The organism is Plantactinospora sonchi (assembly GCF_036422035.1).
Lineage (GTDB): Bacteria > Actinomycetota > Actinomycetes > Mycobacteriales > Micromonosporaceae > Plantactinospora > Plantactinospora sonchi.
This window is the reverse complement of the sequence record NZ_JAZGQK010000021.1, coordinates 155,872-182,864: the sequence shown is the minus strand read 5'-3', so window position 1 is coordinate 182,864 and position 26,993 is coordinate 155,872. Positions and strand designations below refer to the sequence as shown.

Annotated in this window: 20 protein-coding genes; 1 reads left to right on the top strand and 19 read right to left on the bottom strand. The window is 73.0% G+C overall.

The window, feature by feature from the left end:
- Positions 1–26: 26 nt before the first annotated feature.
- The 10 genes from V1633_RS24135 to V1633_RS24090 form a co-directional block, all read right to left on the bottom strand.
- Positions 27–464, bottom strand: a complete 438-nt coding sequence (locus V1633_RS24135; RefSeq protein ID WP_331216662.1) for an MmyB family transcriptional regulator — start codon at positions 462–464, stop codon at positions 27–29.
- Positions 465–521: 57 nt separating this feature from the next.
- Positions 522–1,517, bottom strand: coding sequence for a methylenetetrahydrofolate reductase (locus tag V1633_RS24130; RefSeq protein ID WP_331216661.1), 996 nt, complete (start codon positions 1,515–1,517; stop codon positions 522–524).
- 70 nt (positions 1,518–1,587) lie between these two features.
- Positions 1,588–2,385 (bottom strand): peroxide stress protein YaaA, encoded by a 798-nt coding sequence (gene yaaA / locus V1633_RS24125; protein WP_331216660.1) that lies wholly within the window; start codon positions 2,383–2,385, stop codon positions 1,588–1,590.
- Between the two features lie 124 nt (positions 2,386–2,509).
- On the bottom strand, positions 2,510–3,484 hold the full coding sequence (locus V1633_RS24120; protein WP_331216659.1) for a sensor histidine kinase: 975 nt from the start codon (positions 3,482–3,484) through the stop codon (positions 2,510–2,512).
- Complete coding sequence (locus V1633_RS24115; RefSeq protein ID WP_331216658.1) at positions 3,481–4,299, bottom strand: MEDS domain-containing protein; 819 nt, start codon at positions 4,297–4,299, stop codon at positions 3,481–3,483. Before V1633_RS24115 ends, V1633_RS24120 begins: the two co-directional genes overlap by 4 nt.
- A gap of 148 nt (positions 4,300–4,447) precedes the next feature.
- Positions 4,448–6,349 (bottom strand): Na+/H+ antiporter NhaA, encoded by a 1,902-nt coding sequence (gene nhaA, locus V1633_RS24110; RefSeq protein ID WP_407952094.1) that lies wholly within the window; start codon positions 6,347–6,349, stop codon positions 4,448–4,450.
- A gap of 178 nt (positions 6,350–6,527) precedes the next feature.
- Positions 6,528–7,922: a TfuA-like protein gene (locus V1633_RS24105; protein ID WP_331216657.1), complete on the bottom strand. Its 1,395-nt coding sequence runs from the start codon at positions 7,920–7,922 to the stop codon at positions 6,528–6,530.
- A complete protein-coding gene (locus V1633_RS24100; RefSeq protein ID WP_331216656.1) occupies positions 7,922–9,103 on the bottom strand; it encodes a YcaO-like family protein in 1,182 nt (393 codons plus the stop codon). Before V1633_RS24100 ends, V1633_RS24105 begins: the two co-directional genes overlap by 1 nt.
- A 130-nt stretch (positions 9,104–9,233) precedes the next feature.
- Entirely contained in the window at positions 9,234–9,596 is a 363-nt protein-coding gene (locus tag V1633_RS24095; RefSeq protein WP_331216655.1) for a hypothetical protein, read from the bottom strand.
- 149 nt (positions 9,597–9,745) lie between these two features.
- Positions 9,746–10,111 (bottom strand): hypothetical protein, encoded by a 366-nt coding sequence (locus V1633_RS24090; RefSeq protein WP_331216654.1) that lies wholly within the window; start codon positions 10,109–10,111, stop codon positions 9,746–9,748.
- A 316-nt stretch (positions 10,112–10,427) separates the two neighbouring features.
- On the opposite strand from V1633_RS24090, the gene V1633_RS24085 reads away from it, so the two are divergent.
- Positions 10,428–11,183, top strand: coding sequence for a helix-turn-helix domain-containing protein (locus V1633_RS24085; protein WP_331216653.1), 756 nt, complete (start codon positions 10,428–10,430; stop codon positions 11,181–11,183).
- A 131-nt stretch (positions 11,184–11,314) separates the two neighbouring features.
- On the opposite strand, the gene V1633_RS24080 is transcribed toward V1633_RS24085, so the two are convergent.
- From V1633_RS24080 to V1633_RS24040, 9 genes are all read right to left on the bottom strand, one after another.
- Positions 11,315–14,497 carry an ATP-binding cassette domain-containing protein gene (locus V1633_RS24080; protein ID WP_331216652.1) on the bottom strand — a complete coding sequence of 1,061 codons (3,183 nt, stop codon included), beginning with the start codon at positions 14,495–14,497 and terminating at the stop codon, positions 11,315–11,317.
- 1 nt (position 14,498) lies between these two features.
- Positions 14,499–16,685, bottom strand: a complete 2,187-nt coding sequence (locus V1633_RS24075; protein WP_331216651.1) for an NHLP family bacteriocin export ABC transporter peptidase/permease/ATPase subunit — start codon at positions 16,683–16,685, stop codon at positions 14,499–14,501.
- Complete coding sequence (locus V1633_RS24070) at positions 16,682–17,491, bottom strand: HlyD family efflux transporter periplasmic adaptor subunit (protein WP_331216650.1); 810 nt, start codon at positions 17,489–17,491, stop codon at positions 16,682–16,684. Before V1633_RS24070 ends, V1633_RS24075 begins: the two co-directional genes overlap by 4 nt.
- Positions 17,488–18,981 (bottom strand): SagB family peptide dehydrogenase, encoded by a 1,494-nt coding sequence (locus V1633_RS24065; RefSeq protein ID WP_331216649.1) that lies wholly within the window; start codon positions 18,979–18,981, stop codon positions 17,488–17,490. Before V1633_RS24065 ends, V1633_RS24070 begins: the two co-directional genes overlap by 4 nt.
- A 22-nt stretch (positions 18,982–19,003) precedes the next feature.
- Positions 19,004–21,403 carry a TOMM precursor leader peptide-binding protein gene (locus V1633_RS24060; protein WP_331216648.1) on the bottom strand — a complete coding sequence of 800 codons (2,400 nt, stop codon included), beginning with the start codon at positions 21,401–21,403 and terminating at the stop codon, positions 19,004–19,006.
- Positions 21,404–21,433: 30 nt separating this feature from the next.
- Positions 21,434–22,423, bottom strand: coding sequence for a hypothetical protein (locus V1633_RS24055; RefSeq protein WP_331216647.1), 990 nt, complete (start codon positions 22,421–22,423; stop codon positions 21,434–21,436).
- Between the two features lie 272 nt (positions 22,424–22,695).
- On the bottom strand, positions 22,696–23,520 hold the full coding sequence (locus tag V1633_RS24050) for a LuxR family transcriptional regulator (protein WP_331216646.1): 825 nt from the start codon (positions 23,518–23,520) through the stop codon (positions 22,696–22,698).
- Positions 23,521–23,526: 6 nt separating this feature from the next.
- Positions 23,527–25,683 (bottom strand): tetratricopeptide repeat protein, encoded by a 2,157-nt coding sequence (locus V1633_RS24045; protein WP_331216645.1) that lies wholly within the window; start codon positions 25,681–25,683, stop codon positions 23,527–23,529.
- 12 nt (positions 25,684–25,695) lie between these two features.
- Positions 25,696–26,928: a hypothetical protein gene (locus V1633_RS24040; RefSeq protein ID WP_331216644.1), complete on the bottom strand. Its 1,233-nt coding sequence runs from the start codon at positions 26,926–26,928 to the stop codon at positions 25,696–25,698.
- Between the last annotated feature and the right edge of the window lie 65 nt (positions 26,929–26,993).

Below are 26,993 nucleotides of genomic sequence, written 5' to 3'. Positions count from 1 at the left end.
CACTCCGGTCGGCGTCCGCCGACCCGTCACACACCGAGGCCCAGGTCGCCGACGACCGAGAGCAACCGGAGCCGCTCATGGCTCTCGCTGCCCGGGGCGGCGGTGAAGACCAGCAGCAGCTGCGACTGGTCGGGGTCGACCAGGGTCTGGCAGTGCAGTTCGAGGAGCCCGACCTCCGGATGCCGGATCCGCTTCGGCGCGCAGTACGGGCCCGGGACCAGATGCTCACGCCACAGCTCGGCGAACTCCGGGCTGGCCGCCAACAACGCGGTGACGATCTCCCCGACCCGCGAGCCCGCGCCGTCCCGGGTGTACACGGCGTGCAGGTTCGCCGCGATCAGGCGGCTGTGCGCCGCCCGGTCCTCCGCCGGGTGACGCAGCCGGGTCGCCGGGTCGGTGAACCAGCGGTAGTGCAGGCTACGGGCCAGCCCGGTGTGCCGGCGCTCGTCGCCGAACAGCGCCACCGACAGCCGGGTATGCGACGTCGATCCAGGGATCAACAGACCCTGGACAGCCAACCCCTACCTGGCGGCGTCGAGCATCCGGCGCACCTGGGCGGCCAATTCGACCGACGCGTCGATCTCGACCTTGCGGATCGACACGCTCTCCACGTTGAAGCCGAACGGCAGGCCCAGCCGCCGGCAGAAGGTGATCAGTTCGGCGGCGTTGGCCAGACACTGCTCGTAGGACTCGGTGAGCGGATCGTCGGCGTGCCGCAGCGCGTTCTCCAACCACCGGGGCACCTCGACGCCGAGCCACTGGAGGAAGGCCAGGGTCTTCAGCGATCCGCAGACCGAGAGGGTGAGGATCACCGGGCGGGGCGTCAGGCCGCGTTCCCGGCAGGCGTAGAGGTAGTCGGAGAGCAGGCTCTTGGTCGCGGAGACGTCGTAGACCACCTGGGTGATGAAGTACCCGCAGCCGGCCTCCTGCTTGGCCAGCATCCGCAGGTGCTCGTCCCCGTTCCGGGTGTACCGCTCGGTGATGGCGACCGCGCCGAGCGGCAGGTCCGGCCGGAGTCGCCGACGCAGTTCGTGTGCCCGGCGCAGGCGGGTGTGCACGGTCTTCTGCCCGGACGAGGCGCCGACGAAGACGCCGGCGACCCGGTCGACGTCCGCCGCGCCGAGCCACTCTCCCAGCTCAGCTTCCGGATACTTGCCGACACAGCGGTAGACGACCACCGGACGCCGCCAGTCGCGGAGATGGTCGGCGTGGAAGACGGCCGGGTCGATGGTCGGCAGGTACGGGAACGGGCGGTCGGCCGGGTTCCGGTCGCTCTCGTCGTCGATGTCGTAGAGGACCAGCCCGTCCAGGTCCAACGGCGCCAGTCGGCCGACGGTGACCCGGGCCACCTCCTCGATCTGCTCGGCGGAGGCGCTGCGCCGGGGCGGCGTGACCGCGAAGAGCAGCATGCCACTGTGCGCCTCCGCGAGCATCGTCCGCAGCGGCGGGCGGCGGGCAGGCGTGCCGACCCCGCCCGGGCCGGGCACCACGGGGTGGTCCTCGGGATCGTGCGGCATGCCGGCCAGGTTAGCCCAGGCCCGGCCAGGCCCGGGGCGACGACACCCCCGGCGACGGTGCCGGTCCGGGCTACAGCTCGCTGACCACCACGTCGAGCTGGCGCGGCCTTCCGGCCCCGACAGGCTGCTCCTCGACGGTGTACTTCAGGTCCCGCAGCGCCTCGACCAGTTTTGTCGGCGTGCGTGGCACCGGACCGGCGGCGAGCAGGTCGCGGACCAGTCGCCCCTTGGTCGCCTTGTTGAAGTGGCTGACCACGGAACGCCGGGCCACCCCACCCACGAGCTGCTCGTGCAGCACCCGTACGGTCACCGTCCGCTCGGCGACCGGGCCGGTGGGCCGCCACATCGCCGCGTACCCGCTGGACCGCAGGTCCAGAACCGGGCCGCCGCCGGCCAGCTCGGGCAGCACCGGGTCGAGGACCCTCCGCCAGTACGTCGCCAGCCCGCCGACCCCTGGCAGGGTGACCCCGCCCGACAGCCGGTACGCCGGAATCCGGTCCGACACCCGGAGAACACCCCACAGCCCGGAGAAGATCAGCAGACTGCGCCGGGCCCGGGTGCGGGCCGACTGGCTGAAACCGGTCAGGTCGAGGGCGTCGTAGAGCACCCCCGTGTAGATCCGCCCCGCCGGCTGGGCGGGGGCGGTCCGCAGTACGGCGTTGCGGTCCAGTTCCGCGTCCTGCCCCGGGCTGAGCCCGAGTATTTCCCGGGTCCGCTCGCGGTCGCCGACCGAGCAGAGGTCGACCAACGCGTTCAGGACCCGTTCCCGGGCGGGGGTCAGGTCCGGCCGGACCAGCCCGGCCAGTTCGACCCGGCCGCCGGTGGCCGGCGCGGTCTTTCCCTCCGAGGGCGGCAACAGGATCAGCACGACGCCAAGCCTAGGCAGCCCGACGCGGCCTCCCCGGTGCGGGTGGACAGCTGTCGCCAACCCGACGAATGATCACAACCGTCACGGCGGCGGTTGCCGGTGCGCGGCCGCCGACCGGGACGGCTCAGCCCGGTGCCGGCCCGGTCGCGTACGGGTTGCCGGCGGTCAGCCGCAGGGTGAAGGCGCCCCGCTCCCGGCTCAGCGCCACGTGGTTGCAGGACTGGTAGGTGATCCAGAGGCCGAGCCCACCCGCGCCACCGTTGCGGGACGGCAGCAGACCGACGAACGGGTCCGTCGGTCCGTCACCGGTGTCACTGACCTCCACCACGATCCGGTCGTCCCCGCTCCAGATCCGCAGCCGGGCCGGCGGTTCGCCGTGCCGGAACGCGTTCGTCACCGTCTCGCTGACCGCGACGACCAGGTCCTCGACCTCGTCGGCCGGCAACTGGCCCCGGTCGGCGTCGTAGACGGCACGACGGGCCAGGGCGGGGGTCGGGTCGGTCAGCTCGACCAGCGGTGTCGTCCGCTGCAGCGGATCCGGCGGCACGGACCGCCGCTCGGTGAGGTACGCCTTCGGCTCGACGTAGCTGACGCTCGGCAGGTGCCGGCCGTCCGCCGTGGCGACCCGGGGATGCGTACGCAGCACGTCCTCGAGCACCGGGGCAGGGGTGATCCGGGTGTCGTAGGCGCACATGCTCCAGAGCGGGAAGTCGTCGTACGCGTGGTTGATCGCCGACTCGTAGCGGGCCCACCAGTCCCAGGTCGGGCCGAACACCACCGGGGACAGCTCGCCGATGATCCGGATCTGGCCGGCGCCCCCGGCGACGTACGAGGCGAGCAGTTCCCGGTACGACCTGATCGCCCCGGCCGGTCGGGCGTACACGTCCCCGCCGGCGAGGAACGACACCCCCGAGTCGGCGGGGAGCGCCGTCCGGAGCAGCGCCGCGTTCCGCTCACCGAACGCCACCACGGTCGGCTCGCCCGCCTCGACCCCGCCGAGCAGGAACGGCACCGCGACGGCGAGCAGTTCCTCGTCCGAGGCGTACGGGACGGCCTCGTGGTAGTAGCCGTCGTGGCCCATGGCGGCGCCGGTTCTCATCGGGCGGCCTCCACCCGGATCCCGGTGAGGCCGAGCAGGTCGATGAGGCGGCCGGCGGAGTTCCGGCCGGTACGCAGCACCACCTCGGCGCCGCGACTGCGGCCGTACTCCCGCAGGTGCAGGAGACAGCGGTGGTCGACGAACCGCAGGGCAGCGGCCTGCACCACCAGCTCACCATCGACCGGCGTCAGGTCGGCGCGCTCCAGCGCGGTCATGAACAACTCCTGGTGCAGTTTGTCCAGTTCACCGGAGATCGCGGCGACGCCGTCGCCCGGCGCACAGGCGTGCAGCCGGAAGAGGACGTCCTCGGCGTTGGTCTCCGGATGCAGGCAGGCCAGCTCGGCGATCGCCCGATCGCCGAGTTCCGGACGGTGGTAGGCGCAGATCGCCGACATCGGTCGGATCCGCATGTAGCGGTCGATGAGGTGCTCGTACCGGGTGAAGGCCGCGAGTTGCGTCGGGGTCCGTACCAGCGCGGTCGCCTCGGCGACGACCCGGAAGCCGGTGTAGCCGCTCGCCAGGGCCTCGTCGGTGGCGGCCGCGTAGGCGGCGACCTGCGCCGGCGGGTCGACCACCCGGTCGGCGTAGGCGGTGGTCGTCGAGACGAGCCGGGCGGCTCCCCGGCGCAGCGCGTCCGGGAGGCCGGCGACGTCGCGCAGTCGCTCGACGAGCCGGTCCGGCTCCTCCGGGCCGACATACCAGACCCGCTCCCCGGCGGCGAGCCCCTCGGCCAGGAAGTCCCGGGCCCGCGCGTCGAACGCCGCCGGATCGTCGTAGGACCAGCAGAGGTGACGGGAGCATGGAGCTGGCGACATGTCGCCAACCATCCTGATCGCCCCCATGTGACGAGCATATGTCGGTCCCGCCGGTCGTCACAGTCGGCGGACCCGGCGACGCTCCGCCCGCCGGTCGGACCCGGGCAATCGCTCCGGTCAGACCCGGCAAAACGCCCCGCCGGTCCTGCTATCCGGCGTTCCGGCTCCGGGCGGCCTGGATCCGGGCCCGGGCCCGGGCCGTCTTGATCGCCCTGGTCAGGGTCCCGATGTCGTACGCGCCGTAGTGACGGCGGCCGTTGATGAAGAACGTCGGCGTACCGGAGACGCCGCTCAGGTCGGCCGAGTCGATGTCGTCGGAGATCCGGTCGTCGTGGGCGTCGGTGAGCAGGTCGTGGGAGAACCGGTCCCGGTCGAGGCCGAGTTCGTCGGCGTACCTGATCAGGTCGTCGCTGGTCAGGGCGTTCTGGCGGGTCAGCAGCAGGGCGTGCATCGGCCAGAACGCGTCCTGGGCCGCCGCCGCCTCGGCCGCCGCCGCCGCGAGTCGGGCCTGCGGGTGGACGTCGGAGAGCGGCAGGTGACGCCAGACGTAGCGCAGGTCGGAGTCGGTGAGCAGCTCCCGGACCACCGGCTCGGCCTGCCCGCAGTACGGGCACTGGAAGTCGCCGTACTCGACGAGGGTGACCGAGGCGCTGTCCGGTCCCCGGACGTGGTCCCGGTCCGGGTCGACCGGCGGCATCAGGTCGATGAGCTGGTCGACGTCGCCGAGCAGGGCGCGGGCCCGCCGGGGCGTCGGCTGCGCGGCGGTGATCCGGAACACCGCCCAGGTGAGCAGGGACGCGACGAGCACGGTGCTCAACACCCCGACCTTCGCCTCGGCCAGCTGTGGACCGTCGAAGGCGAGGGTGGCGATCAGCAGCGAGACCGTGAATCCGAGACCGGCGATGGTGCCGCTGCCGAGCACCGCCGCCCAGCCCACGGCCGGGCGGATCCGGCCCCGGGTGAAACGGCTCAGCAGCCAGGAGATCCCGACGACGGCGATCGGCTTGCCGAGCACGTACCCGAGGAGGATGCCGAGGGTGATCGGCGAGGTGAAGGCGCGGGCGAGGAACCGACCGTCCAGCGTGATGCCGGCGTTGGCCAGGCCGAAGACCGGAACGATCACGTAGCTCGCCCACGGGTGGTACATCCGCTGGAGCCGGTCGTTGGGTGACAGTGACCGGGCCAGCCCCCAGGCGGCCGAGCGGGCCAGCTCGGGGGTCGGTTGTTCGCGGAACAGCCGGAACCGTTCGGTGGCCCGTTCCAGCGCGCTCCGGTTGGGGGTGTAGGCGGTGGCGGTCAGCCCGATGGCGAGGCCGGCGACCACCGGTTCCACCCCGCCGGCCAGCAGTGCCGCCCAGAGGGCGATGCCGAACGGCAGGTAGACGAGTCCGCGCCGGACGCCGAGCAGCCGCAGCCCGAGCAGCACGGCGAACATCACCACCGCGACCACCAGCGGGGTGACCTTGACGTTCTCGCTGTACACGACCCCGATCACGACCAGCGCGACCAGATCGTCCACCACGAAGACGGTGAGCAGGAAGATCCGTACCTGCTGGGGGACGCCGCGGCCGAGCAGGGAGAGCAGGCCGAGGGCGAGCGCGGTGTCGGTGGACATCGCCACTCCCCAGCCGTGCGCCCCGACGCCGCCCTGGTTGAACAGCAGGTAGATCAGCACCGGGATCAGCATGCCCGCCAGGCCGGCGGCGAGCGGCAGCGCGAACCGTCGCCGGTCCCGCAGGTCGCCGAGGTCGAACTCGCGGCGGGCCTCCAGCCCGACGACGAGGAAGAAGAACGTCATCAGTCCTTCGTTGACCCAGTCACGCAGATCCTGCGTGACGCCGAGGTGGCCGAGCCGGATCGACAGTTCGGTCCCCCACAGCGTCTCGTACGAGTGGCTGTCGACGTTCGCCCAGGCCAGGGCCGCGACGATGGTCGCCACGAGGATGCCGGCGCTGCCCGACTCGGTACGCAGGAACCGGCGCAGCGGAGCGGACACCTCGTGCCGCCACACCGTCCGCCCGCGCATCCCGGACGAAGGAGATCCAGTCACCGACGCTCCACCCGCCCCCGGTCGCCTCCCCGAGGTGTATCACGGGTGCCCGGAGAACCCGGACAGTTCAACGATTCCCGGACCGACCCGGACGGTCACCACACCAGGACGAGGCTGGATTCCGCCGGACCGGGCGGTCACCGGAACAAGACCAGTTGGGTTCCACCGGACCGGGCGGTCACCCGGCCTTGGCCAGGCTGGATTCGACGGGGCGGGTCGGCGGGTACCAGGGTTCGGGTCGGGCGGTGGCCACCTTCAGCCAGGAGACCAGCGGCTCGGCGTTGCCGCGCAGCCACGCCAGGTCGCCGAAGCCCCGGTCCCAGCCGGCTGCCTCCAGCGCCTCCGGGCGGCAACCCCACAACCGGCAGAGCAGTTCGTCGACCACCGTCGGCCGGTAGCGCAGCCGCAGCAGCGGCCGGTGCGGGTCGGGATGCGGCAGCCGGTCGGTGAGCCGCAGTGCCGAGCCGACCATCCGGCGGGTCAACTCCAGCACCTCCGGCCGGGCGAGCTCCGGCGGCAGGCACCGGTACGGCAGGACCTTGTTGTTGACCGTGCCGAAGGCGCGCACCAGCACCCGCAGCGTCGCCTCGGCCGCGGGCAGCTTCCGCTCGTCGGCGGTCAGCCAGCCCGAGCCGGTGACCCCCTCGTCGGTCAGCCCCCGCTGCCGGGCCAGGTCGAGGGCCCGGCGTTCGACCTCCGACGGCGGGGTCCCCGGGTCGGCGCCGACCAGCAGTCGCAACACGTGTCGGCGGTGCAGGGCCGGGAACTCCGGATGCAGGATCATCAGGGCGTTGATCACCTTGGCGTCGTTCACCCAGCGCTCCCCCGCCGTCCCGCCGTGGTGCCGGGTCCGCCACGCCTCGAAGAAGACCGTGCCGACCGACTCGATCACGGCGTCGGCGTCGTCCCGTGGGCGCAGTCGCCGGTCGCCGGCCGCCGCCAGCCGCAGCAGCTCCCGGGCGTCGTCGGCCTTGGCGTCGATCGGGTGCGTCGCGGCCCAGGCCGCGTACCGGTCGTGGCTGTCCCGCAGCCCCGCCGCGTACGCCCGACGCCGCAACATCCGGGGACCCCGGGCCCGGAACGGCACCTGCCGGGCACATTCGAGCAGGGCGTCGGCCCCGGCCCGGTCGAGCACCCCGGCGGCGACCGCGGCGGCGAGCGAGACCCGCAGGTTGACCAGCGGCTCACTGAGCGGACGGTGGCCCTCCTCGGCCGGCCCGTGCACGATGGTCACCTCGTCGTCGTCGGTGACCACCCCGTCCCGGTAGAACTCGAAGATCCGGCCGACCCCACGCATCCCGTACGGCCACAGCTCGGCGGCGCGCAGGGCGCCCATGCTGCTGCTGCCGGCCACGACGACTCCACGGTCCAACGCGTCGAGCAGTTCCTTGTGTCGGATCGGGGCGGTGAGCAGGAACAACCCGTCGATGATCAGTACCCGGTCGCCCGGGCGGGGGGCGAGCCGGAGCAGGTCGCCGTGCCGGATCGGCGGCAGCGGCGTGGCGCCGGGCAGCAGCGCGGTGACCTCGGCCGTGGGCAGGGTCGGACCGACGAAGACGTAGTCGTGGGGCATCAGTGCTCTCCCGGCCGTCGGGACATCTCGTGCAGGGTGTAGAAGTCGAGCCCCGGCGCGATCACCTTGCTGGCCGGGATGCCGACGTCGGCCCGGGTCATGTCCACCACGAACGGCTCCATCCCGGTGACGTCCATGATCCGCCGCGCGCAGTGTCGTACCGTGGCCTCGACGTCGTGCCCGTCGACCGCCACGGAGCCGGTGACCGGGCCGAGGGTCCGCTGGTGCACGTTCGGGTTGGCCAGCGGGTCCGCGGTGACGTAGTGTGCCGCGTCGATGTCGTCCCGGGCTCCGGAGACGACGGCGAGCCGGGACTGGGCGGCCTCGGCCATCGCCCGGGCCGCGGCGAGCCCGGCGTCGAGGTGGCAGCCGAAACCACCACAGACGATCGGCAGGTCCGGTGACCAGATCGAGCAGGCGTAGGTGGGTACGCCCAGCCGACCGGTCGCCTCGACCAGCTCCACCCAGCAGCCGGCACCGCGCAGCGCGGCGAGCACCGCCTCGGCGACCGGGTGCCGGGCGGTGCCCGGGTCGACGTACCGGCGGTCGGCCAGCGGGGTGGTGCAGTACGGGGTGATCGAGTCCCGTTCGATGATCTCCAGCAGGGCGTGCAGGGTCGCCTCGGCGGCGGTGTTGCCGGTGGCGAGCCCGTTGCTGCTGGGATGGAAGAGCACGTCGTGCCAGGGCATGACGCCGGTGAAGTCGAGCCGGATCAGGTCGACCGGCGCCAGACATCTGGCACCGGTCAGCAGGCCCCGGCCGACGACCCAGTCCAGCACCGTCGCGTCGGTCAGCGGGGAGCGCTGGGCCAGCTTCAACGCGCGTACGTCGTACCCGACGCCGAGGTCGCGGGCGGCACCCCGGGCGACGATCGGCAGCCGGTCGTTCTCGGCGTGCCAGGTCTCGATGCTCTCCATCGCGGCGCTGACCCACGCCTGCACCGGGTCGAGTCCGGTGCCCAGGCTCACCGACAGCGTCCGCCCGCAGGGCCGGTACGCCACACAGGTCGGCAGTCCGATCTCGTCCAGACCGGTCACGTCCGCGACCCGGGTGATACCGAACCGGGACAGCATCGGCCGGACCCGCTCCCGGGTCCGTTCCGGGCTCGCGCTGCGGAACGGACTGGTCACTGGCCCCGTACCGGCTGACGCCACCGCCACCGCCGGACCCTCGTACGGCATCTCGACTCCTCCCCACACCCGACACCGACCGGCACGCCGACGGTCACCGGTGGCGGAAACCGTGCGACCCGGGCGGTGGTGAGCCGTCCGGGCCGCACGGTGTCGAGCCGTCCGGTGACGCGGTGGTCGATCAGGTGCTGACGTAGCAGGCGATGATCACGACCGGTGCCTCGGCGGCGGCGCCGCCGCCCGCGACGGTCTCCAGCTCCTTCTCGTCCAGCTCGCTGACGTCGACGAGCGGAGCCGCCGGCACGTGCAGGACGTGCCGACCGGGGGTGCTGTTCCAGTCGTCGACCAGCTGCGCCGAGGCGAACAGCCCGTCGGCCTGGCTGCGGTCGAGCACGACCTCGGCGTCCGGTGACACCGGCAGACCGGCCTCGATCGCGTACTTCTTCGGGTTGGCGAGCAGCTTGCGCTCCTCGGCCTCGTCCTGCCACACCTTGCCCATGATGGTGGTGTACTTGCTCAGGAACTCTTCCTGTTCGGCACTCACGGCGCTTCCTTTCCGGGGGAATTGACGACTGCAGTCCCGGCTGCTGTCGAAAACGTACAAGCGACGGATTCGCTGTTTCAAGGAGCTGGGTGCGGTTTACATCGTTCCGAGCCGACGGGTGTTCTTGCTGTCATTGATCGGTGAAATCGTCACGTCGTGCTGCAGCACGGGCAACAGCAGGCGCAACTCGCGTCAATTCCGCCGACCACCCGGTCCAGTTCGTCCTCGTCGAGTTCCCCCGGCGCGATCGGCTCGATGCGGGGGATGAACAGGGTGAAGACACCACTGTCCACGGCCGCCTCCCAGGCCCGTACCTGGACGTCGATGTTGGGTTCCGCGTCCGCCGTCTCCCGTACGACGCTGATCTCGACCTCCTCCGGCACCTGCAGGCCATGCTGGGCGAGCAGGCCCCGGGGGTCCTCGGCGAGCTGCCGCTCGGTCGCCGGGTCGGCCCAGACCTCGGCGACCAGCCTGCTGTACGCGGCGATGAACATCGCCCGATCCTTCGGCGCCATCTGCTGTCCTCCTCGAACCTTTCGGATACGCCGCCCACCGTTGCGAATATTGGCGCGGCCGGCACGGAAAATACTGCGGCCCGATGACCCCGACACGCCAGAAAACAGGCCGGATGGCACGGATGCGCACCGCGACCACACCTCGCGCGGCACGGATCGGTGTCGATTCTGGATTTACCCACGCCCATACCACACGGGTCGCCCGTGCTGGGATTGTACGAGGTACGCCCCGACGTCCGGCAGTAGTAGTTTCACCTATACCCGCCGGTCGTACGCATTGATAGGTTGGCATCGCCCGCGCGACCGGAGGAGTGCCATGACGGCGAGCCTGTCCCCCGTCGGCGACCGCGCCGGTTCCGCGCCGGTCCCCGAGCGGTACACGATCGACGGCCTGGCCCGGGCGGTCGGCATGTCACCCCGCAACATCCGGGCGCACCAGGCGCGGGGGCTGCTCGCCCCGCCGACCCGGGTGGGTCGGACCGCCTACTACACGCCGGCACACGTACGCCGGTTGGAGAGCATCAAACTGCTGCAGCGCCAGGGCTTCAACCTGGTCGCCATCGAGGCGATGCTCGGGGTACGCCGTCCCACCGTGACGCCCGCCGAACCGCTGACCGCCGCGCTCGCCCGGCTCGCCGCCGAACACCCCTCGCTGGTCTACACCCTGGCCCGGCACGGCGTGCTGGAGCGGGACGGGAACGGTGCGATCCGGGTCGCCCGGGCCCGGGTGGTCCAGCCCGCCCTCGAACTGCGGCACGCCGGGGTGCCGGTCCCGGCCGCGCTGGCCCTGCTCGCCGAGGTGCTGGACAAGCTCCGGGTGGTCGCCGAGGAACTGGTCCGCAGCACCGGCACCCGGATGCTGTCGCTACGTCGCACCGGCCCGACCGCGACCTCCTGGGAGCAACTGGACCAGGAGACGACGGCGCTGACCCGGAGCCTGATCGGACTGCTCAGCGAGGCGTTCCGGGTGGTGGCGGAGAACTCCGGGGAGGCCGCGATCGCCGAGTTCGTCGCCGCCCCGGTGGCCCTCGACCTGCAGATCGAGGACGAGCTCACGGTCGACAACGGCTGACCCGCAGTCACCCGGACCGATCCGCGTCCCGCCGGCACGGTCGGACCGGCACCCCGACCGCCACGGCGCCCGCCGCCCCAAGGTACGGCGGACGCCGGCTCAGGCCGCGATCCGGCCTCCCCCGCGTCGGCTCACGTCTCCTCGCCCAACTCCCGGTCGATCGCCTCCGGGGTGTCCAGCGCCTGGGAGCTGGCCTGCAACAGCTGTCGGGAGGCGAGCCGGTGGAACAGCCCGTCCTCGTCCATCATCAGGGCGCGGTAGCTGCCCCGTTGCACGATCCGACCCCGGTCCATCACCAGGATGGTGTCGGCGTCCATCACCGTCGACAACCGGTGCGCGATGATGATCCGGGACGCCGCGAGTTCGCGGGTGCTGGCCGTCACCACCTCCTGGGTCCGGTTGTCCAGTGCGCTGGTCGCCTCGTCGAAGAAGAGCATCCGGGGCCGGTGGATCAACGCCCGGGCGATCAGGATCCGCTGGCGCTGGCCGACCGACAGGGTGCCGCCGCCGACCGGCACCATCGTGCCCAGCCCCATCGGCAGCTGGCCGATGTCCTCCTCCAGGCCGGCCAGCCGGACCGCCTCCCAGACCTGGTCCAGGGTGAAGCTCGACGCGCCGCAGATGTTCTCCCGCAACGTACCGGCGAAGAGCATGCCGTCCTGCAGTACGACACCGCACTGCCGCCGGACCGCCTGCATGTCGAGTTCGGTCAGGTCCTGCCCGTCGTACTGCACGGCGCCGCTGCGCGGCTGTTCGAAACCGAGGAGCAGCCGGAGCAGTGTGGACTTGCCGCAGCCGCTCGGCCCGACGATCGCCACGAACTCGCCGGGCTGGACCTCGAAGGAGACGTCGTCGAGCACCGGCGGCGCGTCCGGCTGGTAGCCGAAGGTCACCTCGCGCATCGCGACGCCGCCCTGCAACTCGCCCGGATCGGTGCGCTGCGGCTGCCGTTCCGGCTCCGCCGCCAGGATGTCGTGCAGGTTCTCCAGCCGGGGCAGCGCCGCGACCACCTCGACACCGGTCATGACCAGCACCAGCAGGGCGCCGAGCAGCAACGTGAAGGCCATGTTGACGACAAAGAACCCGGCCGCGTCCACCTCTCCGTCGAGCGGACCGGTGAGCAGGGCGAACATCGCCAACATGCCGCCGATCGGCAGCGCGCCGGCCACCGCGGCCAGGGTGGCCTGCACCCGACGTACCCGTTGCAGCTCGGCCCGGGCGGCGGAGGCGGCGTCCGACCACCAGCTGTAGGCGCGGTCCTCGGCACCGGCCAGTCTGATCTTGCTGATCGCGCCGAGCAGCTGGTTGGTCCGGGCGGCGGCCCGGTGCTCGGCGGGCAGCGCGCGACGCTGCCGGCGCATCACCGCCCGGCCGATGCCGGCGGTGAAGGCCGCCGCGAGCGCGACCATGGCGAGTCCGCCCGCCGCGAGCGGCGGGCTGACCACGGCCAGCAGCACCAGGTCGGCGACGACGGTCGCCAGCGCGGTGACCGCGGCCGGTGCCATACCGCTGAGCGACTCCCGGACGAACGTGACACCGAGCATCGAGTTGGCGAGCTCGCCGCTGGAGCTTCGGGTGAAGAACCGGACCGGCAGCCGCATCAACCGGTCCCAGAGCGCGAGCTGCGCGCCGACCTCGGCCCGGCCCTCCAACCGCAGCAGTCGCAGGTTCTGCACGACCGCGGCGAGCGCGGCGAGCAGCGCGCAGGCGACCAGCACGGTGGCCAGCTGGACCAACCCGATCGGCGCGTTGTCGCTGGCCACCGAGCCGAGCACCTTCCCGGTGACGATCGGTACCGCCAGCCCGAGGGTCGCGGTGACGGCCGTGGCACCGAGCAGGCCGGTCAGGTCCCGCCGGCCGCTGCGGGTCGCGGAACGAACCAGGTGACCGAACCCGGCCCGCTGCGGCAGCGGCAGCTGGATCACCGTGGCCGCCCGTTCGTACCGGCGGGCCTGCCCAGCGTCGATCGCGACCGCCGCGCCGGTCTGCGGATCGACCGCCCGGTACCGGCCGCCCCGGAACAGCAGCGCGACCGCGGTCGGTGGCCCCGGCTCGTCGTCCGCCGCCGGATCATCGGGTACGGCGGCGCCGGCCACCCGCCTCTCCGACGCGGCGGGGCCGACCGCCAGCTCCGCCGACGCGGACAGGGCGGCCGGCGGCCGGCACCAGCCGATCAACGGGCCCAGGTCGCGGCGCCACCACTGCTCCGGCAGGCGTACGTCCCGCAGGTGCAGGGCGGAACTGCGGGCGACCGCCCGCATCGCCTCCCGCTCGTCGGCGACCGTCAGCCGACGGTCGGCCGGCTCGGTCACCGCCACCCCGGTCTCCACGGTCAGCAACCGGAGCACGGCGGCGGCCCGCTGGTAGAGGTCGAGGTGGGCGACCTCGGCGGTCGGCGCGCCCCGACCGCCGGCGCCGACCACCCCGTACGCCTGGCGGGCCGCGCCGGCCACCACCGCCGCGTTGACCCGCTTGCGTCGGTCCAGTCCGGCGACCAGGTCGACGTCCGCCGCCGCGATCCGTACGCCGATCAACCCGACCAGCCGGACGAAGTGGTCGTCGAGCGCGTCCCAGAGCTGTCCCGCCCGCAGCAGCTGCCAGCCGCTGAGCGCCTCGACCGTGCAGTCCTCCCCCGCCGAGATCCAGTCCCGGCGGGCGAGCAGCAGCAGGCCGTCGTTGCCCCAGGTGTCGGTCTGCCCGCCGTCGTTGCGGACCACCGTCCCGCCGATGACCCGCAGCCACCACAGTCCGGCGGCGCCGGTCAGCGTGGTGCCGGCGGCGAGCGACGAGATCTCCCGGGGACGCAGTGTCGCGGCGGTACGCGGGGCCTGCCCCCGGCGCAGCGAGTCGGCGATCGCGGTCAGCGCCCGTTCCAGGGCGAACACGGCCGCCCGCCCGGTCTGGATGGCGCCGCCGTCCCGGGTCGGATCGGTCCGGGCCGCCTCCTCGATCCGCCGCCGGCCCGGCTCGTCGAGGCAACGGATCTCGGTGCCGGGCAGCGGTACGAGGATCAGTCGCCACTGGCCCAGTACCGCCGGGCTGGGCACCATCGCCTGCTCGGGCAGCCGGGCGACGAAGTGTCGCCGGGAGGCGCCCCCGGTGCCGGGGTTCCCGTCGGCGGCGGTGCCGGACCCGTCCGCCCGTACCGCGAAGAGGTCCGCCTCGCCGCCCAGCACGACGTACGCGGCCTGGCCGCCGTCGAGTCGTACGGTGCCGACCGGTGCGGGCGTACCCAAACCGATCAGTCGTTCCCAGCCGGCGATCCTGGGCGAGTTGACGGTGTGCACGGCGATCCCTCCCTCTCGTCTGGTCACCTCAGTGCTCGCGGACCAGTCGCGCGTACGCGCTGTTGCGGGCGATCAGCTCGTCGTGTGTGCCGCGCTCGACCTCCCGCCCCCGGTCCAGCACGACGATCAGGTCGCAGTCGCGGATCGTCGACAGCCGGTGCGCCACGATCAGGCAGGTGGCGCCCCTTCGGCGCAGGTTCCGGTCGATCAGCTGCTCGGTCTCGGCGTCCAGCGCGCTGGTCGCCTCGTCGAGGATCAGCACCCTCGGGTTGCGGACCAGGGCCCGGGCGATCTCCAGCCGCTGCCGCTGGCCGCCGGAGAAGTTCTTCCCGCCCTCCTTGACCATGCTGGCCAGTCCGCCCGGCCGGCCGGCGACCTCGGCGAGGATCGCGGCGTCCCGCAACGCGGCGACCACCTGCCGGTCGTCGATGGTCGGGTCCCAGAGGGTGACGTTGTCCCGGACCGTCCCCTCGAACAGCAGCCGGTCCTGGTCGACCATGGCCACCGTGGCGGCCCAGAGTTCCACGTCGGTGTCCAGCTGCCGGCGGCCGTCCACGGTGACCCGTCCGGACCACGGCTGGTAGAGGCCGGCGACGAGCCGTCCGATGGTGGACTTGCCGCTGCCGGAGCCGCCGACCAGGGCGACCCGGCTGCCGGGCGGCACGTCCAGGTCGAAGTCGACCAGCAGCGGCGTGGTCAGCGGGTTGTAGCCGAAGGTCAGTTTCTCGATCCGCAGGTGGCCCTCCAGCGGAGCCAGCGGGCCGACGTGCGCCGGCTGGGCGGGCAGCGGATACCGTTCCACGTCACGCAGCCGGTTCAGGTCGGCGCTCATGTCCTGCAGTCGTGAGCCGAGTGCGGTGAGGTTGGCCACCGGCCTGTTCATCGCGGTGACCAGGCCCTGCATCGCAACCAGTACGCCGATCGACAGCGCGCCCTCCACCACCCGCTCGCTGCCGAGGACCAGCAGCACCGCGGTGTTGAGCGCGGCCAGCAGGGCGGGCACCACGGAGAGCACCGCGGTCGGCACCCCGAGCCGCTGCTGACCGGAGGCGACCGCGGCGCCCCGGGCGGCGAACCGCTGGTAGCCGACCTCCTCCTCACCGCCGGCCTTGATCGTCTCGATCATCTGGATGTTGGTGTAGACGCTGGCGAAGAGCTTGCCGCGATCGGCCTGCAGGCTGGCGACCGCGGTGGACCGGGTCGCCGAGACCTGCCGGAGCACCAGCACGTTGAGCCCGGCGAACGCCACCGCGCAGAGGCCGAGCAGCAGGTCGTACTGGCAGAGCAGGATCCCGTACGCGCCGACCAGCGCGCAGTCGACCACGGTGGTGGCGACCCGCCGGGTGAGCACCTCGGCGACCACCTCGTTGCCGCGGACCCGCTGGGCGAGGTCGGCGGCCTGCCGCTGGTTGAAGAAGGAGATCGGCAGCCGCAGCAGGTGCCGGAAGAACCGGGCGCTGGCCGACAACGCCAGCGCGGTCTCCGCCCGGACCATCAGTCGTTGCTGGACCAGCCCGGCGACCAGGGTGAATCCGACCGCGACCGCCATCGCGGCGGCCAGTCCGGCGAACGCGGAGTCGTCGCCGGCCAGCAGCACCCGGTCGACGAAGACCCGCACCAGGGCCGGGCTGGTCAGGCCGACCACCGCGATCAGCAGCCCGAGCAGTACGGTCAGCGGCAGCACCGAGCCGAGGTTGCGCCAACGCTGGGCCAATGCCCGCAGCACCCGGAACCGGCTGCCGCCCCGGGCGAAGTCCGGCCCGGGACGCATGGTCAGCACGATTCCGGTGAAGGAACCGTCGAACTCGTCCCAGCCGACCGCCCGGGGCCCGGTGGCCGGGTCGTTGAGCCAGACCTTGCGGCCGAGTCCCTCCAGGACCAGGAAGTGCTCGAACCGCCAGAACAGCACGGCGGGCAGCGGTACGTCGGCCAGCCCGGAGGTCTCCATCTGGAAGCCCTTGGCCTCCATCCCGTACCGGCGGGCGCCCTTGAGCACACTGGCGGCGGTGGAGCCGTCCCGGCTGACCCCGCAGGTTTCGCGCAGTTCCTCCAACGGCACGTGCCGTCCGTGGTGGCCGAGCACGATGCCGAGCGCGGCGGCGCCGCACTCCACCGCCTCCATCTGGATCAGGGTGGGGGTGCGGACCCGCCGTCGGCGCGGTCGGGGCGGCGTCGGGGCGGCGATGTCCCCGAGGTCGATCGTGGGCGCGCTCACCGCTTCAACAACCAGTCGATCGGGTGCTCGACCGCGACGGTGAAGCTCGCGGTCACCGCACTGACCGAGTTGAGCTGGAACGGCGGCGACTGTTTCGACCACTTCAGACCGGTGGGTGAGTCCGGATCGGGTTCCAGCGGCACGGCGACCCGGATGACGCTGCCGCCGGCCAGCAGCCGCCGTACGTCCGCACCGCTGCCGAGGAACGCCCGCAGCGACTCCTCGGTCTCCGGGAACGCGCCGACGGTGGCGACAGTGCCGCGCAGGTTGCCGAAGATGGTGCTCGGCACCGACTCGGCGATGACCTCGACCTGGTTGCCGGGGCGCAGCAGCGGGGCGGAGGAGGCGGCGACGTAGACCACCGCCTGGAGGTTGTCGTCCGGCGAGTCGAGCCGTTCCATGTCGGCGATCCGGGTACCGGGTTGCAGGAGCTGCCCCTCGGAGATCATCCAGGTCACCACGTACGCGTCCCAGGGCGCGTTGACGATCACGATCCGCTGGTCGGCGGAGCGCAGGCTGTACAGCGGGGTGCCCTTGGCCACCCGGTGGTTCAGCGCCCCCCACACCTCCATCACCTGCCCGCCCTCGACGGCGTCCAGCGGGGAGACACCGCCGGAGTGGATCAGCACGCCGGCCGCCTCCACCACCCGTCTCACCTCCGTGGTGGTGGACCACCCGGCGGCGAAGACCACCGCCAGGGTGAGTGCCACCGCGGTCAGCCAGGTCGGTACCCCGGCCAGCCGGACCGCCTCGTCCAGCTGCTCCGGTGCCTCCAGCCGGCGCAGCGCCTGACGTCGGTACTTCATGCTTGTCCCTCCCGCGATGCGGATTCGTCGGTCGGCGTCCCGGTGCGACGGGAACCGAGCAGGAAGTCGGCGACGCTCGGCTCGACCAGCGGGTCGACCCCGGCGAGTTCGGCGAACGCGGCGGACTGGCCGGCGCCGAGCGCGCACGGCGCCAGTCCCATCGCGGTCGCCACCAGGTACATCAGGCCGGTCAGCACGCCCGCGTCCTTGAGCAGCAGCGGGTACGCCAACCCCTCGTACTTCCACTTCAACCGCTCCAGCCGGGCGGTGACCACGAGCAGCACCTGCGGGGACGCGGTCATCGCCCCGGCGCTGCGGGCGTACTCGACGAGTTTGCTGCCGGCGACCCCGCGCTCGGTGAGCAGTTCCAGCCGGTGCCCGACCGCGTCGTAGTGGTAGAGCCCGGCGGCCAGCCCCGCACACCGGGTCACCACCGGATAGATCTCCAGCTCGCAGAGGCTGCCGGCGGTCGGGTACGGTCGCCGGCCCACCTGCTGTCCGGCGGCCTCGCCGAGGTGCATGGTGTGCTGCACCCGGTAGAGGAACTCGGCCAGCTGCTCGACGGTGACCGGATGGCCGTCGTCGTGTTCCCGGATGCTGCGCCGGGCCCGGACCACCTCGGTCAACGACTCGTCCCGTTTCGCCGCCAGCTCCATGTCCGGTACGGCCAGTGGCACGACCCGGGCACCGGGGAACACCCGGCGCAGCGGCGCCGGGTCGAAGGTGTCCCGGAACGGGTAGGTGGCGCCGACCGGTGCCACGTGCCCGCCGGGGCGGGACCGGTCGTGCACCGCCAGTTCCTCCGGCGCCCAGTACGCCAGCCGAGGGTCGGCGTGTTCCTTGACCTGCTCGGCGGCGGTCACCAGGACACCTGCGGTGAGCAGTTCGTCGATGACCCGTCCCGCGGTCTGCTCGTCGACGTCGAGTACGGTCGCCGCGCCCGGCGGCGCGATCCCCCGGGCGGCCAGTCCGAGCAGGGTGGCCAGGGCCGGGTCGAGGTGGTCGAGCACCGCGCCGCCCAGCGGGGTCAGGGCGGTCAACCCGCCGTCGCCGGGCCGCAGCGTGGCGAAACGGCTCAGCCGGTACGTGGTGGCCGGGTCGTGCCGGCGGGACGCCGGGGCGCTGCCGGCACCGAGTCCCCGGGGGACGACGTCGAGCAGTACCCGGTCACCCAGCGTCAGCCGGCGCCGCAGCCAGGAGTGGGCGACCAGACGACGCAGCAGGACCTGGGCCCGGAGCACCTGCCGCTCCCCCTCGAGGCCGCTGACCAGCCGGTGCAGTTCGAGGTCGTCGACCCACCGCTCGGCGAGCCGGAGCACCAGCGCCCGGCCGCCGACACCGAGGGCGTCCAACGGCAGCCGGAACCGGGTCTGGCGCAACGCCAGCCCACCGTCGGCGGCGGCGAGCAGTTGGGCGTCCGCCCGCAGCCGGTAGCTCTCCCGGATCCGGGGTCGGTCGGTGGCCGTACCGGCACCGTTGGGATCCCTCATCTTCCACGCTCCACACCGTCGGTCAGAAGAAAACGCTCAGCGGGTTCACCGCGTCCTCGTCGGCCGCGTACGGCGTGCGGCCGAGGCGGGCCGGCACCGTCCAGAGCCGTCCCGGGCCGAGCCGCCGCCAGAAGTGCCGCAGTCCCGGTACCAGCACCTTGACCACCGCCAGCTCCAGCTCCGGACGGGACTGGTTCAGCACGATGACCTCCAGCCCGGCGTCGGCGGCCAGGGTCACGCAGCGTCGGACGTCCTCGGCGACGTCGCCGGTGCCCAGCGACGGTCGGGTGGAGACGTCGGTCGGCGGTACCGCCGGGTCGGGGACCAGCCACGGCTGCTCGGCGACCCGGACCGTGCGGTACCAGCGCACCGTGTCCGGGTCGGTGACGCCGTACCGGGTCCGGCCGTCGAGGAAACGGGAGACGATCGGCAGGAACTGGTTGAGTTCGGTCAGTGCCCGGCCGAGCGCGACCCGGGGCTCCAGGTGGGCGCCGAAGCCGACGATGACGTCCTCGGTCGGGCGGGCGCGGTGCCGGGACACCGCCGCGTACGTCGGGATGCCGAGGTCGGCGGTGACGTCCAGCACCCACAGGTCCCGGGCCAGGGTGTCGGCGTAGTGTCGGCGCAGCGCGTCGATCCACGGGTCGTCGAACGAGTCGAGGTCCACTCCGGGCATCCGGGAGCGGTGGTACCACCACAGTGCGACCGCGTCCCGCTCGACGAGTTCGCAGAAGCCCTGCAGGATCGCCTCGCTGACCGTGCCGCCGGCGGCGCAGCCGTTCGAGTCCGGTCCGCAGACCCCGAGACCGACCTCCGGATGGCCGTACCAGCAGTAGGCGGCCGGGATCTCCCGGGGCGCGTCGGAGGTCAGCGACCAGGCGGTGCTCCAGTCCAGTTCGCGGTCGTCGGCCAGCGGCCGCGGCACCTGGTGGAAGTGGCCGCCGACCCGGTTGAGCCGGTCCCGGTCCCGGTACTGACGGTCGGAGAAGAGCAGCAGGTCGCGCAGGTGCACCGCGCGGTCCGGCCCGAGCTGGTCGTAGCTGGCCCGGTGCACCGGGCGGTCGGCCCGCCACACCGCGCTGTACCGCTCGATCGCCTCTCCGATCGCGCTGACCTTGGCCTGCGCCCGGGTCCGTCCCTTGCCGCCGGACAGCCCGCGCAGGCTCTTACGCAGCCCGACGGGGTGTCGGGCGAGCGCGAAGTTGTGCCCGGACAGGTAGCTGTAGGTGAGGTTCTCCTCCTCGTCCAGCGCGTCGAGCCGGGTCACCACGCCGAGATAGCGGCTGACGTGCCGGGAGAGCAGCCGGTAGGTCTCGGCCGTCGCCCGCAGCCGGGTACCGCCGTCGGTCTCGCCGGTCGGGGTGCCGCCGGTGAGCACGATCCGGGCGTCGGCCTTGCGGGTCAGGTCCGGGTCGCCGCAGGCGGGACACTGCGGCTGCCGGACCAGTTCGTGCGAGGTGGCGGTGTGGTCGCGGGTGTCGAAGGTCAGCATCCGGCCGGTCAGCCGGGGCGACCGGCCGGCGAGGCCGAGCACCGGCAGTTCGGCGGCGAGCAGTCCGGCCGCGACCAGGCTGGTCGCCGGCAGCGCGGCCCGTCCGGCGACCGGACGGGGCCGGTCCGGTGCCTGGCCGGCCAGGAAACTCTCCACCTGCTCGTTGTCCGTCCAGCGCTGGCGCAGACACTCCCAGCAGCCGGTCTCGTCCGGGACCAGGTGCGGGCCGAGCACCAGTACGGTGCCGTGCGGTCGGACCAGTGTCCACGGCACTCCGGCGTCCAGGCAGGCCCGGTTCAGCGCGGCCAGCCGGGGGTCCAGCACACTTCCCGGTACGGCGACGACCAGCCCCGGCACCGCCACGGCGGAACCGTCCGTCGGGTCGGACGGCCCGGTCCCGTCCGTCCGGCCGGACGGGCCGGTGGCACCCGTCGGACCGGACGCACCGGCGGTGGCCGGGGCGAGGTCCCGGAGTCGTCGGGTCAGGTCCCGGGCCGCCACGTCGACCACCTCGACCCGGCCGACGCACCCGGCGAGCGCGGCGGCCAGGCCGCGCAGTGCCGGAGAGCCGGCGTCGACCAGCAGCACGTGCCCGGTACGGCCCCACCGCTCGGCGACGTCCGGGGCGATCCCCCGCGCGTCCCAGCCGGCGGACCGGGCGGTCCCCGCCCCGGTCGGCCCGTACGTCAGCAGGCCCAGCTCCGCCATCCGGCGCAGCGCGCCGGCCACCGCCGCCACCGGGTGCCGGGGCGCCAGCGCGGCGGTGAGCACCCCGACGTCCCGGGTGCCGTCCAGCAACGGGGCCAACTCGGCGGCGACCGGGTCCTCGATCAGCAGGTTCCGTTCCTCACCGAGCACGACCAGGTAGTCGCCGTCGTCGCCGGAGACCGGCACAGGCTGGTAGTCGGCTCGGAACCGTGGTCGTCGCATCATGCCTCCCGGTCGCCGTACCCGTCGCGGTCAGGACGTGGTCACCTTCGTCGGGGCGTCACTGAGCCCCAGAACCCGTGCGGGGGAACCCTCGGCGTCCGGGACCAGCAGCAGGAAAACCTCCACCCGGGACACCGACACGGCGGGCCCGCGTACCCCCTTCCGCTCACCGAGCGCGATCATGTCGGGGCTCTCGGCCGGCAGGACGACCGGTCCGCGACCGCCGGCCGCCGGGGCGACCCGGTCGGTGACGTACATGGTGAGCAGGGTGAGGGTGCCGCCCGGGGTGCGGGCGGCACAGGCCGACCACTCGGCGCTCTGCATGGTGCGCTCGACCGTCAGCTTCGCCGCGGCCATCTGCTGCTGGTAGATGGTCCAACCGGCGGCGAACTGCTGGTCCAGCAGCGGGCTGGAGGCGACCAGCGAGGTGTCCGCGCTGTCGGTCGCGGTGGTCCGGGCCAACAACTCGGTGGCGAGCGCCTTGCGGCTGCGTTCCCCGACCGCCTCCGTCGACGACACCGCCGGGCTGGCCGACAGGTCACCGATGGAGGGCACCGCCTCGCGACTCACCTGTACGTGATGACTCAACTTCCAGTCCCCGGCCGGGGTACGGACGAACTGGCTGAAGTCGACGTAGGCCGACTCCTCGCCGGTGATCCGCAGCGTCGCGCTGGCCAGGAAGCACCGGGGATCGGTGCCGGGCACCGCGAACTTCGGGTCGACGTGCTGGAACTTCGGTTGGGTGCGCTTGTGGTACTCGGCCCGGCGGATGCCGGCGAGGCTGGCGTCGAGGGCCGGGGCGACCTCGTACCGGGCGAGCGCGTCCGGGTCACCGGCGGTGGAGGCCGCCGAGTCGCCCTCGTCGAACGCGGCCAGCACCTCGGCCGCCTGCGCCACGCCGAATCCCCCGGCGCCCGCCGCCGGCGTGCCACCCGCCGAGACCGCCTGATCCCCGCCGCAGCCGCCGAGGCCGAGCAGCACGACGAGTCCGAGCGCCCACCCCTGTCGCCGACGTTCCACGCTGGCCTCCCACCACCCCGGCGGTGGCGTCCGGAATGCACCACCGTCGAAGCGAGTATCGGCCGGTCGCGGGGTTGGATCTTCGGTTGGCGCCGGACCGTGCCGACGCCCCGGAACCGTGTCACGGATCGATGCCATCGTCGGCCCGTCCCCGGCACCGAAACCGGTCGGGGCGGACCCGGTCGGGGCGGACCCGGTCGGGGCGGACCGGGTCGCCGGGTGTCCCGTCCCGGCGACCCGGTGCTGAGCGGGCCGCGTCCAGCCCGGACCGGTCATCCGGCCGGCCCCCGGGTCCGTGCCAACAGGCACACCAGGGCGGCCCGGGAGGCGACCCCGAGCTTGCGGTAGATCCGCATCAGGTGCGCGTCCACGGTACGGGGGCTGACCTGCAGCTGACGGGCGATCAGCCGGGTGGTCGCCCCGGTCAGGGCCAACTCGGCGACCTCACGTTCCCGGTCGGTCAGCACCGCCAGCGGATCCGCCGCGACCGGCGGCGGGGCGTCCAGGGTGATCCGGCACCGGGGCACCGGATCGTCCACCGCGCACCGGGCCCGGCGGGGCGGTCCGGCAGCCGGCCGGCCGGAGAGGACCAGCAGCAGCGGACCCCGGACCGGGTACCGGACCAGGTGGTCGATCAGTTCCGCCGACGCGGGGTCCGCCCAGTGCAGGTCGTCGAGGACCAGCACCAGCCCCGAGCCGACCCGGGCGGCGACCGCCCGCCGCCAGGCGCGGTGCAGCTGGTACCGGGCCACGCTGAGCCGCTCGCCGCACCCCTCCCTGGCCACCACCGCCCACAGTGGGTGCTTCGCGCCGAGGTGCTCGGCGACCTCGTCACCGAGGGCGTGCAGGAAGACGTGGAACGGGATCCGCCGCTCGGCCTCGGCCGCCGAACCGGCGCAGACCGTCGTACCGGGCCGGTCCGCCCGGCTCAGCGCCTCGACGATCAGCCGGGACTTGCCGGTACCCGGGCCGCCGACCACCTCGACGATCCGCTGCCGTCCGGCGTCAAGCCCCCGCACCGCCGCCTCGATCCGGGCGAGTTCCGCCGCCCGGCCCACGAACGGCACCGGACGCGGGTAGTCGACCGTCAGCGTCACCGCCACTCACCCCGTCCGCACCGTCGTCCGGCCGAGCCGTTCCAGACAGATTCCGATCTGGGTCCGCGCCTCCGGGTCGCCCGTGCTGGCGTGGACCTCGGTAAAGTCGGCGAGCGCCTCCTCGTACCGGCCGGACTCGGCGAGCGCGGTGCCTCGGTTGAACCGGGTGGCGGGGGTGTCGACGAGAGCCAGCGCCCGACCGAAGTCGGCGACCGCGTCGGCCAGGTCACCCCGGTCGTACGCGGCGGCGCCCCGGGCCGCCCAGCCGTCGGCGAACCCCGGATGTGCGGTGACGAGTCCGGTCAGCACCCGATGTGCCGCCGCGGGATCGTCGGCGATCAGCAGCTGTCCCTGGACGCAGCACAGGTGCGGGTTGTCCGGGTCCAGCGCCAGTCCCTCCCGTACGTCGTGCCAGGCACCCTCGGCGTCACCCAGCTCGAACCGGAGCCCGGCCCGGTTGACGTACGCGTCCAGATGCGTCTCGTCCAGTTCCAGCACGTAGCTGAAGTCGCTGAGCGCCCCGGCGAGGTCGCCGAGTTCGACCCGGGCGTCACCCCGGTTGTAGTAGACCTCGGGAAACGGCGGGGAGAGCGCCAACGCCCGCTCGTAGCAGTCGACCGCCTCGGCGGGCCGGCCCAGCCGCCGGAGCAGGTTGCCCCGGTCGAAGTGGTACTCCGGATAGCGGGGGTCGGCGGCGATCACCGCGTCGAGGTCGGCCAGCGCGTCGTCGTACCGGCCGAGGGCGGCGTACACCTGCGACCGGTTGTGCCGCAGCACCGAGCGGTGCAGCGCGTGCTCGGTGTCGTCGAGGTCCCGTTCCAGCCGCTCGATCCCGTTGCTGACCAGCGTCAACGCCTCGTCGAGCCGGCCCTCGTGCACGGCGACCAGGGCCAGCCCGTTCTGGTTGAAGACGGTCTTGAACGCCCGGGTCTTCGGGTCCGGCAGACACTGCGCGATCGCGATCGCCAGGTTCGCCCAGCCCCGGGCGGTGTGGTGGTCCTGGCTCTCCTTCGGCAGGTAGCGGGTGTGCAGCATCGCGGTCGCGTACGCCGCCTGCAGGTGCACCATCGGGGCCGTGGTCCGGGCCCGCGCCTCGTGGTAGAGCGCCAGGGCCAGCTCGGGCAGGCCGAGCGCGGCCAGCGAGGTGGTCAGCTTGGTGGTGAACGCCCACCAGTGGTCCAGTTGTGCGGTCCAGTCGACCACCGCGCGGCCACGCTCTCCATAGTCGACGGTGGCGTGGTAGAAGCCCATGTCGACGCAGTAGTCGAGGGCCGCCCGGAGCGCGTCGGCCCCGGCGCCGGCCGGGTCGGCGCCGTGCTCGGCGTGGTACGGCAGCGCGCCGAGCCGCAGCGACCAGTCGGGCTCCTCCGCCAGTTCGGCGACCCGCTGGTCGTGCAGCCGGGCCCGCTCCCCCGGGTCGATCCGCCGGTACGCGGCGAGCACCCGCGGGTCGTCGTCGACGCAGTCGGCGGCGACGTACCGGCGGGCCAGTTCGAGGTCGGAGCACTCGGGCAGGTCCGGTGCCGGGGTCGGGGCGACGACCACCTCGGTGGCGTACCGACGCATCGCCCCGGCCAGCGACACCGCCAGCGGGCCCGGCGGTACGACGGGGTCGTCGGTGCCGGTGGCGACGACCAACCGGAGCAGGCCCGGATCGGCGCGGCGCAGCAGCACCGCGCAGAGTTCCTGGTCGGTGGGGTCGGCCTCGTGCAAATTGTCGACCAGCAGGTAACGGGGTCCGCCGTCGAGTCGGCCGAGATAGCCGTTGAGGAACTCGACCACGCCGTGGGCGATCCGCAGCGTACGGAGCCGGGAGTAGAACCGGGTCCGTTCCTCGGGCACGGCGAGCGAGGTCAGGGTGTGCCGGGTCGCCGGGATCAGGTCCCGCATTTCCGGGGCGAGGGACAGCACCTCCACCTCGTGTCGGCTGACCAGCTCCGGCCAGTGCCGCCACGCCTCGGGGACCACCGTCCGCAGCAGCTCGCCACCGGCGGTGTACGGTCCCCGCCGCCGCCGGTGGGCGTCCACGTCGGCCAGTACCGGACCGGCCGGTACGGCGGCGGCGAGCAACCGCCGCCGGTCGTGCCGGTGTGGAGCCCGGATCCAGCGGTGCGGCGGGTCCGGCGGCCCGTCCGGAGCGCCGGCCGGTCGGATGTCTGGCATGCTGCCGCCTCCCTAGGCGATGACGTGACGGGGTGACGGGACCCGGCTCCGGCGCTCCCGGACCATCACCACGACGAGCAGGACCAGCTGCCCGACGTTGAGTCCGAGGAAAACGACCGAGTCGGCCAGTCCCGCCAGGTCGGGTTCGGTGAAGAAGCGGCCGAGCACTCCACTGGCGAACCGGTACACCGCCGGCAGCATGTAGACCAGCGTCGCCAGGCCGACCGTGTAACCGACCACCACCAGCCAGCTGTACCAGCGGCCGATCCGGCGGTCGACCGGGTGGAACAGCGACTCGTCGTAGAGCCGGTCCCGACGCCCGAGCCACCGGTCGACCCGGTTGCGCAGCATCCGCATCGCCGTGCCGTGCAGGTCGACACAGCCGAAGACCGTGGTGAAGAGGTGGTAGAGGTCGGTACGGAGGAAGAAGTAGAACTGCCAGACGGTCCGCAGCACCGTGCCGAACGCCAGCGCCAGACAGATCCGGCCGACCAGCGGTACGCTGCCGTCCGGTTCCCGCAGCACCGCCGCGACCAGCGTCAACCCGGCCACGGTCAGCACGTCGGCACCGATTCCGGCGAGCATCGGCAGGTAGCGCCGCCGGCGGGGCACCACGACCAGGCCGTCCAGCGACGTCTCCAGCACCAGCCGGCCGAGGCGGTGGCTCAGCGAGAGCCGGGACCGCAGCCCGAGCCGACGGCCGGCCAGCGCGTGTGCCGCCTCGTGCACCAGCATCAGCGGGATCTGTCCGAGGAACAGGGTGAGTTCGATGACCGAGTAGTAGTCGGTGAAGAAGATGTGGTCGTAGTGCGGTGCCAGGTCCGGCTGGGCCACCATCGCCGCGACGGCGGTGACCACCAGCAGCGCGTACCCGGCGAAGGCGACCGGGGAGAAGAGGGCCCGGCCGAGCCGCTGCCAGCGCACCGGATCCGGTGGCACGTCCAGCTCGGACGGGTTGTCCGCACTGGACGGCCCGTCGACCCCGGGCGGGTGGATGAAGTCCAGCTCGGCGAGGGTCTCCAGCAGTTCGGCGACGTCGACCGGTTCGCCGTAGGTGTCGGCGTACCACTCGGCGGCCTGTCGGGGCGTCGTCCCGGCCGCGAGCCGACGGACCAGTTCCGCGCCGTCCGGCGGAAAGATCGCGTACGAGTCGACGTCCGGCCGGCCCACCGTGACCGCGTCGGCTTCCTCCAGGTAGACGAGCGGATGCAGGCGCACCACGCGGTCGAGTTGCTCGGTCTCCATCGGTTCCTCTCCGCCCTCGCGACGTCATCCGGGCCCACCGGCCCGCGACGTCGGCACCTCGGGCT

Bases quoted from the DNA above. Each gene is read 5' to 3' on its own strand.
- V1633_RS24130 (WP_331216661.1), bottom strand. From the start codon at position 1,517: ATGCCGCACGATCCCGAGGACCACCCCGTGGTGCCCGGCCCGGGCGGG.
- V1633_RS24120 (WP_331216659.1), bottom strand. From the start codon at position 3,484: ATGAGAACCGGCGCCGCCATGGGCCACGACGGCTACTACCACGAGGCC.
- V1633_RS24115 (WP_331216658.1), bottom strand. From the start codon at position 4,299: ATGTCGCCAGCTCCATGCTCCCGTCACCTCTGCTGGTCCTACGACGAT.
- V1633_RS24105 (WP_331216657.1), bottom strand. From the start codon at position 7,922: ATGCCCCACGACTACGTCTTCGTCGGTCCGACCCTGCCCACGGCCGAG.
- V1633_RS24100 (WP_331216656.1), bottom strand. From the start codon at position 9,103: ATGCCGTACGAGGGTCCGGCGGTGGCGGTGGCGTCAGCCGGTACGGGG.
- V1633_RS24090 (WP_331216654.1), bottom strand. From the start codon at position 10,111: ATGGCGCCGAAGGATCGGGCGATGTTCATCGCCGCGTACAGCAGGCTG.
- V1633_RS24085 (WP_331216653.1), top strand. From the start codon at position 10,428: ATGACGGCGAGCCTGTCCCCCGTCGGCGACCGCGCCGGTTCCGCGCCG.
- V1633_RS24070 (WP_331216650.1), bottom strand. From the start codon at position 17,491: ATGAAGTACCGACGTCAGGCGCTGCGCCGGCTGGAGGCACCGGAGCAG.
- V1633_RS24065 (WP_331216649.1), bottom strand. From the start codon at position 18,981: ATGAGGGATCCCAACGGTGCCGGTACGGCCACCGACCGACCCCGGATC.
- V1633_RS24060 (WP_331216648.1), bottom strand. From the start codon at position 21,403: ATGCGACGACCACGGTTCCGAGCCGACTACCAGCCTGTGCCGGTCTCC.
- V1633_RS24045 (WP_331216645.1), bottom strand. From the start codon at position 25,683: ATGCCAGACATCCGACCGGCCGGCGCTCCGGACGGGCCGCCGGACCCG.
- V1633_RS24040 (WP_331216644.1), bottom strand. From the start codon at position 26,928: ATGGAGACCGAGCAACTCGACCGCGTGGTGCGCCTGCATCCGCTCGTC.